Genomic DNA, 9878 nt, shown 5'->3' on the forward strand with positions numbered 1-9878 from the left:
GTATAACCCTCCTAATTTTAGTTTACATTTATTCTGTTCAAGTTTATGATTTTTTAAGATTTGGATTAAAAAATCTGCTAAGATTATCGTGCGGTAAGATGCTTTTGTTTTGGGTTTAGCGAATAGATTATCTAGGTTTTTATAATCATAAGTGAAGGTGTGACGGATACTTATTGTTCCTTCTTCTAAATCAATATTATCCCATCGTAAAGCCAGTGCCTCACCCTTGCGTATTCCTGTGTGAAGTAGTGTAAAGAACAACGAGAAATAATGAGGTTCTGTATCTTTTAATTTTTGAACAAATGTATTCACTTCTTGTCCTTCTAAATGCTTAATTTTTTTGTCTTCAGTATCACTTTTAGCAATGACAATTCCGCGGAAAGGTGTTTGTTGAATAAGCTGCAAATCAACAGCTTTGAGYAAAGCTCCTTTTAAAGGTGCAGTGTAATTCTTAACACTATTTTCACTATACCCTTCTTCTAAGAGGTGATTCACGAATTTTTGACAGAGTGAAGGTGTAATATCGAATACCTTATACGATCCGAAAAACGGAACGATATGCTTGTTTATTGCTGTTTTGTGAAGATTGTATGTATGATTTCTAACCTTTCCTTTTTTGTAGGTTATAAGCCAATCATTCAAAAATGTAGAAATCATCACATTTTTATCTTCTATAAAAGTCCCGTTACTTAATTCTGTTTCAGCCTTCGCAGCATGAAGTTGAGCTTCTTTCTTTGTTTTAAAACCACGTTTTGTTGTTTGTTTTTTCTTTCCTGTTTTCGGATCAATAGTGGTGTAAATTTTGTAGAGCCATTTAGCTCCATCTTTTGTTTGGTATTTTCGGAAAGACGCCATGATTTTCCCTCCTTTATTTTTCTTTTAACTAAGAAACAGGTGTGTCTATATATCCTTCTATTTCGTATTTAATTTCTCCATCTTCTTCGTAAACTCGCGTAACGATAGGCAATTTTACAAGTTAATTTTCTTTTTGTTTCTGTCTTTTTTCTCTTTCAATCGCTAAATCAATAATCAAAACAACTTCCTCTTTTAATAAATTTTATAAAACTTTAAGAGTTCTATAGGAATGTTATTTTTATAGGTGATACATTTTTTTGTATCACCTGGAATAATGGTATTTTTGTCTATTAATAAAAATGCAGCAAAGGTATTGGCTTCTATTTCTAATCTATCAACAGATAAAAAAGTATTTTTTCGTAAGAATAGAGTATTTACTTCTTCGTGAAGGACAGCATGTCCCAATTCGTGAGCACAAACTGTCCTTTGCATAGTTTCTGATAAATTATTATTGATAGCGATAAACTTATTTCCTTCTTCACATTTGTAAAAACCATTAATCTCTTCATGTAAATCATGAAAAGTGTGGATACTAAGTTTACTGAAAAGATAAAATAATTGATTTGTAGCTGATTCAAGATGAATAAAAAAGGAATTGATTTATCCGAACTATTTAAAATGCAAAAGGCGTTGGATCAAGACATTAAAGCGCAGCATCCGCAAAATTACAATGATCGTGTAGTTGTACTTGAGGAAAAGATGAAGCAGAAGCGACTTATAGAAATATAGTTTCGGTCATGGGTGACATGATTGAAGAACCAACGCAATTTACGTTGGAATGGATCAATGAGTTGGAAGAGTTTTTAAAGAAACACTGCAGATTGTAAAACAAGACAAAATCCTTATTTTGGAGAAAGATGATTATCTGAGATGAGTTTCAGCTAATCCCTAATCAATAAAATAAATGAAGATGTATATGCAAGCGTAGAAAATACCTAAAATTATTAAACCAACAAAAGCGAATATTTTGGCTGTACCTTTCGGAGCAAAAATAGCTAAAACAATTGAGATGGGTATTAAAATTAAAAAAGGACCGGCTATACACAGACCGAAAAATAAGATTGAAGTTAAAAACATTGAAATGAAACCAAAGTATTCTCTCATTGCTTTATCCTTTCTTGAAAAAATGAATTATACAGATTAAACCATAGTCAAAGTGAATTGAAGTGAAATTTTAACAAAATCGTTATTTGGAAAAAAAGGGGATTAGTTTAATTTTGATTCTGCCAATCCCCAACCAATGATAAAAAGTAGGCCGAATATGAGAGCGTAAATAATACATGAAATTACTAAACTAGCTACAGCGACTTTTTTCGATGTACCTTTTGGAGCAAAAATAGCTAAAATAATTGAGATAGGTATTAAAAAAAGTATATAACCGTTTGTACGCATAGATAATAGACCGAAAAATACGATTAAAGTTAATAAAAATGAAGTGATCCCAAAGTATGCTCTCATTACTTTGTCCTTTCTTGAAAAATGAATTATACAGATTATACCATAAACAAAGTGAATCAAAGTGAGTTTTCAATAAAAACGCTATTTGTGCGACACGTTTCCTTATAAGTGTGTAAACACGAAATAGGAGGGTTATCAATTTGATGACAACAACGGATTGACTGAGAGTAGGAATGAAAGCCGTCAGGTTGAGCTGAAACTACTTATCTGATACTCCTACATGCGAGGCGTGATAGTAGTCGCAAATTGTATGAAGCTAGGTGAAGTCGGCTGAACAAAACCTAAGTGAGAAATCATATGGTAATGGATAGGTCGGGATGCTACAAAATATCTATGGTGAGAATGTCTGAATGGACTGGCGAACTTGCGAATGTACGGGTCTAAACGCTTAATGCATTAGAAATGTGTATGTCGTCAATGACGACGTTATCTACCGAAAAGTAAGAGTAAATAATATGAAATTCGGAACATCTAACGATGAGGATGTAAAGATAACAGGCTTAAAGCAAGCACCTAAGGATATATGTATAGCTAGGTCAATCGGAACGTGGTAAACAAGAAACTGTCAACAACGCCTACTAGCGGACAGATGCATATAAGGTTCTAACGAACCGAAATTGCTTCATTCTTGTGAAGGTGGGGACACAGTACCGACGAAGTATGTAACGAATGTGGAGGGATAGTCCCTAGTCTTGTTCTTTGAAAACTAAATTAACTAGATGTAACTCACAGGATCGAGTAAGATGATGGGACTTTTCGTAAGAAAGGGGAATTAATACATCGGTGAGTACAACATTACGACATGCAGAATATTACGACATGCAAAAAGTGTTTGATGATTTATATCAACGTAGCGAAAACAATGCTACTAAAGGTGTGAATTTATATAAGCACATAGTATCAAAAGAAAATATTCTACTAGCATATAGAAATATAAAGACTAACACCGGTTCTAAAACCGAAGGAACAGATGGTATTACAATCGACCACTATAAAATGAAAGATGTAGATTCTTTTGTTGATAACATAAGAAAAGCTCTTGTAGACTACAAACCTAACACGGTACGTAGGGTAGAAATACCTAAACCAAATGGAAAGAAACGCCCATTAGGAATACCTACTATGAGAGATAGATTGATACAACAAATGTTCAAACAGGTTCTAGAACCAATATGTGAGGCAAAATTCTACAAGCATTCATATGGATTTAGACCTAACAGGTCAACACACCATGCAATGGCTAGGTGTCAATTTTTGATAAATAGAGGGGGATATAGTCACGTAGTAGATATTGATATACAAGGTTTCTTTGATAACGTAAACCATTCCAAATTATTAAAACAACTATACAACATAGGTATAACTGATAAAAGGGTACTGACAATCATCTCGAAAATGTTAAAAGCACCAATCAAAGGAGAAGGTATTCCCACAAAAGGAACTCCGCAAGGAGGAATCCTAAGTCCATTACTTAGTAATGTTGTACTAAACGATTTAGATTGGTGGATATCTAGTCAGTGGGAGAATATCAAAACAAGAAAACCACATACAGTACAAACTAAAAACTACCGTTTATCAAAAGCAAAACTGAAAAGAATGTATATAGTTAGGTATGCAGATGATTTCAAGATATTTACCAACAACCATCAATCTGCAACAAAAATATTCCATGCAGTGGAAGGGTATCTCAAAAATCAATTAAACCTTGATGTATCTAAGGAAAAATCAACTATAACTAATCTGAAAAGAAAATCTTCGGATTTTCTGGGATTCTCTATCAAAGCTGTTAAAAAGCGCAAAAGATATGTGGCAAACACACATGTAAGCGAGAAAAAGAAAAAGGACATCCTTGAAAAAGCAAAAACAAGGATTAAAGCAATTCAAAAGAGTCCATCAGGAAAAACGGTACAGGATTATAATTCTTACGTGCTTGGTATAAAAAACTACTACAGAATTGCAACACAGGTGAATATAGACTTTGCTGAAATAGCCTTTCGTCTCTCGAAAATATTGTTTAATCGTCTAAAATCAATAGGAAAATATAAAATTCCTACCAATGCTAATACATTATACAAAAAATTACACAAGAACAATTTTAGAACCTTTGAAATAGCAGGTAATCATGTATATCCACTAGCAGACATACAAACACGATTCCCTCAAAGTTTTAGTCAAGATATATGTAATTACACTAGAAAAGGAAGACAGAAACTCATCAAAAGTTTAAAAGGCAACATTGCCAATGAAATGCAAAAAATGTTGTTATCCTCCACCATAGGGAAAAGCATGGAGTATACAGATAACAGAATGTCGAGATATTCCATGCAAAATGGAAAATGTGCTGTCATAGGAATCTTTTTGCTAGCTGATGAAGCACACTGTCATCACAAAGTACCGAAAGGTATGGGAGGAACTGACGAGTTCAATAACCTAATTATTGTATATGAATTTGTCCACAGACTGATTCATGCTACAAATGAAGAGACGATTAGAACGTATATGAGAATACTTCAATTGAACGATAAACAATTGAAGAAAATAAACAAACTCCGTAAAGCTTGTAATCTAGTTACTTTAGTATAAAAGAATAAGATGGGACGCTGTATGCGATGAAAGTCGCACGTACAGTGTTAAGCGGGGGAAAAGATAGAGATAACTTCAAAGTCTTACCTATCGCAACTAGTAGAAATGGGGAGTTGAAAAGTGAACCAAAAGGAGTACGTCGTTTATAAAGGTGAGTCATTGATATGTATCGGGACCATAAAGGAATGCGCTCAGCATATGGGCGTACTTCCTAAAACAGTTCACTTTTACATGACACCAGCTTATCAAAGCAGATTGGCAAAGAAGAAGAAAGCAAGAAATTACTTAACTGTTACGGAACTTGAGGAGGATTAATAATGAATGTTGTAAGTACACTTAAATTAACTAGAAAATATGCGAAATGTCCTGAATGCGGTAACGATAAGGTCGGAAATGGTGAAGGCACTTTAGAAATAAATGATGATACATTCAAGCGAACTTGTAAATATGGATGGAGTATTGAAATAAAGGAAAACTAAACAAAAACGCTATTTTATAGAATAAGAGAATTATTGGGGGATTAGAAAAGAGAAACCCCTTGACGGCTTCGTCAAAGGATTTCTTTTTTAGAGAAGTGTATGACTATCAAGGTGTGGTAAATGTGATAGTTCCTGATGAATCAGAGGAACGTATAGAGTCCACTTTTTTTACATACAGCATATAAGTTCCTACAGGAGCTGGCTTATTAGTTGTAAAAGTAAATGAACCAGTACCTTTAAATGTACCAGAACCGAAGATAGTCGAAGAACCATCTGGTTCCATTTTTAAGAAGGCGTACGTTATTCTTTTACCATCAACTGTTTTTTGATCAACATTAAAAGTGATATGTCCTGCATTATTCACATAGATGTAACCGAATTGTCTAGGATCAGATAAACTTGAGAAACTATAAGAATATTGTTCTGAGAGTAATGACGTTTGTACTAGTGGTTTAATTTCTAAGGGGTTATGCACTTGTTGAGGCGACGTGGCATGTGCGAAGTTTCCAGGCAATAAAATTCCGATAGCTAATGTTCCGATAGCTAATTTTTTTAACATACATACATCTCCTATTCTATATTGGTTATCTATCAATCAAGTGTTATAACCTAATTGATATACTAGATAATACCAATTAAGAAATAGAAATAGTGTCATATTTTGTAAGTTGATGAAAATTTTTCGGAAATATGACGAAAATACGAACAAAAATTTCATTTTGTAGAAAAGGGGAATGGATATGGATCCAAATACAAAAGTGCGTTTCACATTAAGTATTGGTTATGCTGGTGCAAAGCATGATGAAACATTCACATTAAATGAATTAGGGTATTATCCAGAAACAGATAAAGATGTAGAAGATTTCCTAGAGCAAAAGTGGAAAGAATGGTCAGCAAATTATATTGATGGCGGCTGGAGCTTTGAAGAAGATTAACGAAAGAGCAGCTAGCAAAAGCTAACTGCTCGGGTTGTGGAATAGGTTAAGAAATGGGTTGTCTACAGTATTGACGGAATATTGAGTTTTATTCAGTCTTGTCTTTAAATTGCGTTTTAGCTTAACGCATATCCTACAATCAAAGTAAGTGTTAGAAATACAGATAATGAAAATGTTAGTAGGACTGTTACTATGCTTCTAAGCATCGCTACCCAATTATTTATCTTAGAGAAGTCAATCATGCCAGCAAAAAAAGTTCCTATTGTTAAAACTAGTAAAATGAATAAAGGGTGAATGTGTAGTGAATCCGTAAAAAATTTGAATATTTCAGATGGGATTTCAAAATATAAACGGAATAAACCAATACAAATCAAGGAACAAATAAAGGACCATAGATTGATGTTATGTTTCATAGCTTTCTCCTATGTTATCAAAATGTTTTTATTTAATTTTAATGGAAAATAAAAGAAAAAGATAGCGGTTATAAATTGGAATAAAGTTCTTAACAAAATAATCCTTTTAATAGAAAGTGAGGTTAGAGGAATGACAAGTTTAAAGAAGAGAAAAATAAAGAAAGCTATTGCTCGTCGTGCAAAAGTGGTGGATAAATATCAAGTTGATAATGCTTGGAGAAATATTTTTGTACAAGCTAGTATTTTAAAGTGAATGAAAAAAGAATATAGTCCGGCTAGAAAACTAGAGGACACCAATTCATAAAAACGGCAATTAYAGCTGTTTTGAGAATATGGTGTCCTTTTTATTTTGAAAAGGGAGATGGGGAGAATGAAAGCACTAAGAGATCAATTACGTGAATGGAAAAAGCAATCAAAACAAGGGAAAAAGAAAAATAAGAAAAAACAAAAAGAAAAGTTAAGCACACGTGATATTGAGGATTTAATGGGGATTCGTGGACCACGATATGAGCGTAGACGTGGAGCATTAAGACAAAAGTAATTAATAAATAAAAGGAGTGGTCTTACATGACTAAACAATTATCTTTCTTACCAAAAATCGATAGAACAGCAACACAAGAGAAATTAGAAGGTGTTCTTGAAAGTGTACGTATATATAGGCAGTTTGGAATGATTCGTAAAGAAATGAAAGTCACTCCTTCTTATGAAGTTAGATATCATGGACCTACACACGATGTTGGAAAACCGTTAGAAGATGTTGCGATAGCAAATGTACAGCAAAGTGAAAGAGAAGAATGGCTTGAAAAGATGTCATTTCGTATTGATCAAGCATTAAACCGCTTTGGAAATGGATTAGCCGGAAGGAATCAAAGAGACATCATTATTAAGCGCTATTTAGAAGATGAAGATATCTGTGATTATATGGTGTATAACGAACTGGGGATGAGTGAACGAACTTATCGACGTGTTAAAGCTAGAGCATTTTATAAGCTTGCTTTTGCTCTTAGACTCGAAGTTTACGAGAAAGAAGAAGCAGGAGGAAATGAATAATGAATTTTGTTCAGCCAATACGTGATCCAGAGCAAATACAACAATTAAAAGATTACTTTAAGGAAAAGAGCGAGCGCAATTATATTCTGTTCATTATGGGCATTAATACAGGATTAAGAATTAGTGACATACTAAAGTTAAAGGTTGGTGATGTAAAAGGAAGTCATATATCTATGCGTGAAAAGAAAACAGGCAAACAAAAGAGAATACAAATTACATCATCACTAAAAAGAGAACTAAAATGGTTCAATGAAGAAAGAGAAGATGATGAATATCTATTACGAAACAGGCAAGGGAAGAACTGTCCAATCGGTCGCAGCATGGCATATAAGATATTAAGCGGAGCGGCAGCGGAATTTGGATTAGATGAGATTGGTACACATACTTTAAGAAAGACATATGGCTATCATATGTACATGCAAACAAAGAACATCGCATTACTTATGGAGATATTCAATCACTCATCTGAGAAGGTCACGCTACGTTATATAGGTGTAAACCAAGATGCAATGGACAAAGCAATGACTAGGTTTAAAATCTAATCATTGTTTTTTCTTTTGTTTTTATATAGTTGCCCATAAATTTCGTACTGTGTAACTCAAAAAAGAAAGTCTTATAAATTCATTGGTATCAAGGGATTTGGCGATTGGCTCAGTTACACACAATATAAGATATGGGTAAGTCATAAGGCAAAACAAAAAATGCTAAGACATTTTTTTATAAATTAATATCTTCTTATTGAAGTGAATCTAGTCGGTGCTTTTAATAAGAGTATTTCCTATATTTTTATGGGTGTCTCTCAAAGTGTATAATTTTGGTTATTTATTATGAAATTCAGTATACAATATATTATGTTTTGTTATTTTTGTTATTTATCCTACTACAAATGCTTTTGCAGCTAATACATATGTAGCTGGAACTGATGGAGAATGGAAGGAACTAGAAACAGTAGGGACGTGCCCTTCTAAAATATGGGTTTTTAACTTATATGCCGATAATGGAAACTCAATATATAATGGTTGGGTGAAATCTGAACAAGATTGGTATTATATTTCTAGACGTATTATGGTTGATCCAGGCAATAAATGCATTAATTCTACTACAAATGGATGGATAGTGATAGACCGTGGTTCTGCAGGAGCAAGATGGTATTTATTTGCTCCAGGAGGAAAATTAGTTCAAAAGTCAGGTTGGGAACAAAACGCACAAGGAAAATGGATGTATTTTATTCCAGGAGATTATGGACTTGCAACAAATGAATCATTAGTAATTAACGGGACAAAATACTATTTTGATAGCAACGGTTATATGAAATAATAGTGAAAAAGAAGAATACTTGAAGGAGTATTCTTCTTTTTTATTTTCGACAATGTCAGATATGGGTAAGAGAAGCGACGGTATAAAAAAGAAGCGTTGTTCGTTAAATGGACGTACCGCTCTATTACCATCAAGTTAAGAAATTCATTGAATAGTATCCGTTTTTATATAATTATTATTGATTTTGAAAAAATAAAAAATCGCCTGATTAAAGGCGATTCATAGTTTATTCATTTTGCATTTTTTTGATGAATAAGTATCTTTTTAAGTTAAATGCAATGTTCTACATTAACGTCTTTCTGGTTCTTTTTCTTTTCTTCTAAGACCGAATAAACCTACTAGTCCTAATAAACCAAGCCATGCCCAATTATTATTTTTACGATTATTATTCAAATCATTTGTTGTATTCACATTTCGAGTTCTAGTATCATAATTAACTCTATTCATGTTATTGTCATTAACTCGAGTTGTAATATTATTATTGTTAACTCTATCCGTATTATATCCATCGTATTCAGCATGGATGCTTGTACCAAAAAGCATAATAGTTAGTAATAGGGCACCTAAAATAGATGACAATTTTTTCTTCATGGTTTTCCCTCCTTTCATATTTAGTAATGTCTCCAGTTCCTTTAGACAATATTCGGTTGAAAATATATAAAACCATTTGAATTGAAATTATGATAAACATCTTTAACTTTTATTATTAAAAGTACTGATAATAATGGGTCAAGTTAATTGCTATATATTTATAAGAATAAATTTTTTATAACAGTATATCCTATGAG

Annotated in this window: 18 protein-coding genes; 12 read left to right on the forward strand and 6 right to left on the reverse strand. The window is 32.9% G+C overall.

Annotated elements, in window-relative coordinates:
* Window positions 1–855: Arm DNA-binding domain-containing protein (locus AC1DIT_RS25535; protein WP_476998497.1), on the reverse strand; the 855-nt coding region annotated here is incomplete at its 3' end.
* 192 nt (window positions 856–1047) lie between these two features.
* The gene (locus tag AC1DIT_RS25540) at window positions 1048–1440 is read right to left on the reverse strand and encodes an ImmA/IrrE family metallo-endopeptidase (protein ID WP_044880869.1); all 393 of its coding nucleotides are present in this window, start codon (window positions 1438–1440) and stop codon (window positions 1048–1050) included.
* Here AC1DIT_RS25540 and AC1DIT_RS25545 point away from each other — a divergent pair.
* Window positions 1435–1584: a hypothetical protein gene (locus AC1DIT_RS25545; RefSeq protein WP_175637027.1), complete on the forward strand. Its 150-nt coding sequence runs from the start codon at window positions 1435–1437 to the stop codon at window positions 1582–1584. The genes AC1DIT_RS25540 and AC1DIT_RS25545 overlap by 6 nt on opposite strands.
* 202 nt (window positions 1585–1786) lie before the next feature.
* Window positions 1787–1999, forward strand: coding sequence for a hypothetical protein (locus tag AC1DIT_RS25550; protein ID WP_033671414.1), 213 nt, complete (start codon window positions 1787–1789; stop codon window positions 1997–1999).
* A 62-nt stretch (window positions 2000–2061) separates the two neighbouring features.
* Here the strand turns inward: AC1DIT_RS25550 and AC1DIT_RS25555 are convergent, their stop codons facing one another.
* The gene (locus AC1DIT_RS25555) at window positions 2062–2313 is read right to left on the reverse strand and encodes a hypothetical protein (protein WP_016115816.1); all 252 of its coding nucleotides are present in this window, start codon (window positions 2311–2313) and stop codon (window positions 2062–2064) included.
* 783 nt (window positions 2314–3096) lie between these two features.
* Here AC1DIT_RS25555 and ltrA point away from each other — a divergent pair.
* The 4 genes from ltrA to AC1DIT_RS25575 are packed head-to-tail and all read left to right on the forward strand — an operon-like array spanning window position 3097 to window position 5375.
* On the forward strand, window positions 3097–4896 hold the full coding sequence (gene ltrA, locus AC1DIT_RS25560; protein ID WP_016115815.1) for a group II intron reverse transcriptase/maturase: 1800 nt from the start codon (window positions 3097–3099) through the stop codon (window positions 4894–4896).
* Between the two features lie 26 nt (window positions 4897–4922).
* Complete coding sequence (locus AC1DIT_RS25565) at window positions 4923–5045, forward strand: hypothetical protein (RefSeq protein ID WP_016115814.1); 123 nt, start codon at window positions 4923–4925, stop codon at window positions 5043–5045.
* On the forward strand, window positions 5017–5211 hold the full coding sequence (locus AC1DIT_RS25570) for a hypothetical protein (RefSeq protein WP_016133205.1): 195 nt from the start codon (window positions 5017–5019) through the stop codon (window positions 5209–5211). Before AC1DIT_RS25565 ends, AC1DIT_RS25570 begins: the two co-directional genes overlap by 29 nt.
* 2 nt (window positions 5212–5213) lie before the next feature.
* Window positions 5214–5375, forward strand: coding sequence for a DUF3797 domain-containing protein (locus AC1DIT_RS25575; RefSeq protein WP_016115812.1), 162 nt, complete (start codon window positions 5214–5216; stop codon window positions 5373–5375).
* A 106-nt stretch (window positions 5376–5481) separates the two neighbouring features.
* On the opposite strand, the gene AC1DIT_RS25580 is transcribed toward AC1DIT_RS25575, so the two are convergent.
* Window positions 5482–5934, reverse strand: a complete 453-nt coding sequence (locus AC1DIT_RS25580; RefSeq protein WP_016115811.1) for a hypothetical protein — start codon at window positions 5932–5934, stop codon at window positions 5482–5484.
* A 181-nt stretch (window positions 5935–6115) separates the two neighbouring features.
* Between AC1DIT_RS25580 and AC1DIT_RS25585 the strand changes: the two genes are divergently transcribed.
* Window positions 6116–6310: a DUF7167 family protein gene (locus AC1DIT_RS25585; protein WP_016115810.1), complete on the forward strand. Its 195-nt coding sequence runs from the start codon at window positions 6116–6118 to the stop codon at window positions 6308–6310.
* Window positions 6311–6426: 116 nt separating this feature from the next.
* On the opposite strand, the gene AC1DIT_RS25590 is transcribed toward AC1DIT_RS25585, so the two are convergent.
* The gene (locus AC1DIT_RS25590) at window positions 6427–6723 is read right to left on the reverse strand and encodes a hypothetical protein (protein ID WP_016131846.1); all 297 of its coding nucleotides are present in this window, start codon (window positions 6721–6723) and stop codon (window positions 6427–6429) included.
* A gap of 130 nt (window positions 6724–6853) precedes the next feature.
* Between AC1DIT_RS25590 and AC1DIT_RS25595 the strand changes: the two genes are divergently transcribed.
* The 5 genes from AC1DIT_RS25595 (at window position 6854) to AC1DIT_RS25615 (ending at window position 9090) form a co-directional block, all read left to right on the forward strand.
* A complete protein-coding gene (locus AC1DIT_RS25595; RefSeq protein ID WP_016115808.1) occupies window positions 6854–6976 on the forward strand; it encodes a DUF3983 domain-containing protein in 123 nt (40 codons plus the stop codon).
* Window positions 6977–7093: 117 nt separating this feature from the next.
* Window positions 7094–7264, forward strand: coding sequence for a hypothetical protein (locus AC1DIT_RS25600; RefSeq protein ID WP_016115807.1), 171 nt, complete (start codon window positions 7094–7096; stop codon window positions 7262–7264).
* A 26-nt stretch (window positions 7265–7290) separates the two neighbouring features.
* Window positions 7291–7773, forward strand: a complete 483-nt coding sequence (locus tag AC1DIT_RS25605; RefSeq protein ID WP_016115806.1) for an ArpU family phage packaging/lysis transcriptional regulator — start codon at window positions 7291–7293, stop codon at window positions 7771–7773.
* On the forward strand, window positions 7773–8315 hold the full coding sequence (locus AC1DIT_RS25610) for a site-specific integrase (protein ID WP_016115805.1): 543 nt from the start codon (window positions 7773–7775) through the stop codon (window positions 8313–8315). Before AC1DIT_RS25605 ends, AC1DIT_RS25610 begins: the two co-directional genes overlap by 1 nt.
* 481 nt (window positions 8316–8796) lie before the next feature.
* Window positions 8797–9090: a hypothetical protein gene (locus tag AC1DIT_RS25615; RefSeq protein ID WP_476998498.1), complete on the forward strand. Its 294-nt coding sequence runs from the start codon at window positions 8797–8799 to the stop codon at window positions 9088–9090.
* Window positions 9091–9378: 288 nt separating this feature from the next.
* On the opposite strand, the gene AC1DIT_RS25620 is transcribed toward AC1DIT_RS25615, so the two are convergent.
* Entirely contained in the window at window positions 9379–9681 is a 303-nt protein-coding gene (locus tag AC1DIT_RS25620) for a WGxxGxxG family protein (protein WP_016115803.1), read from the reverse strand.
* Window positions 9682–9878: the final 197 nt, after the last annotated feature.

Source organism: Bacillus sp. 05T22, from assembly GCF_056396765.1.

Bases quoted from the DNA above. Each gene is read 5' to 3' on its own strand.
- AC1DIT_RS25590 (WP_016131846.1), bottom strand. From the start codon at position 6,723: ATGAAACATAACATCAATCTATGGTCCTTTATTTGTTCCTTGATTTGT.
- AC1DIT_RS25600 (WP_016115807.1), top strand. From the start codon at position 7,094: ATGAAAGCACTAAGAGATCAATTACGTGAATGGAAAAAGCAATCAAAA.
- AC1DIT_RS25595 (WP_016115808.1), top strand. From the start codon at position 6,854: ATGACAAGTTTAAAGAAGAGAAAAATAAAGAAAGCTATTGCTCGTCGT.
- AC1DIT_RS25580 (WP_016115811.1), bottom strand. From the start codon at position 5,934: ATGTTAAAAAAATTAGCTATCGGAACATTAGCTATCGGAATTTTATTG.
- AC1DIT_RS25545 (WP_175637027.1), top strand. From the start codon at position 1,435: ATGAATAAAAAAGGAATTGATTTATCCGAACTATTTAAAATGCAAAAG.
- AC1DIT_RS25565 (WP_016115814.1), top strand. From the start codon at position 4,923: ATGAAAGTCGCACGTACAGTGTTAAGCGGGGGAAAAGATAGAGATAAC.
- AC1DIT_RS25605 (WP_016115806.1), top strand. From the start codon at position 7,291: ATGACTAAACAATTATCTTTCTTACCAAAAATCGATAGAACAGCAACA.
- AC1DIT_RS25555 (WP_016115816.1), bottom strand. From the start codon at position 2,313: ATGAGAGCATACTTTGGGATCACTTCATTTTTATTAACTTTAATCGTA.
- AC1DIT_RS25575 (WP_016115812.1), top strand. From the start codon at position 5,214: ATGAATGTTGTAAGTACACTTAAATTAACTAGAAAATATGCGAAATGT.
- AC1DIT_RS25585 (WP_016115810.1), top strand. From the start codon at position 6,116: ATGGATCCAAATACAAAAGTGCGTTTCACATTAAGTATTGGTTATGCT.
- AC1DIT_RS25620 (WP_016115803.1), bottom strand. From the start codon at position 9,681: ATGAAGAAAAAATTGTCATCTATTTTAGGTGCCCTATTACTAACTATT.
- AC1DIT_RS25610 (WP_016115805.1), top strand. From the start codon at position 7,773: ATGAATTTTGTTCAGCCAATACGTGATCCAGAGCAAATACAACAATTA.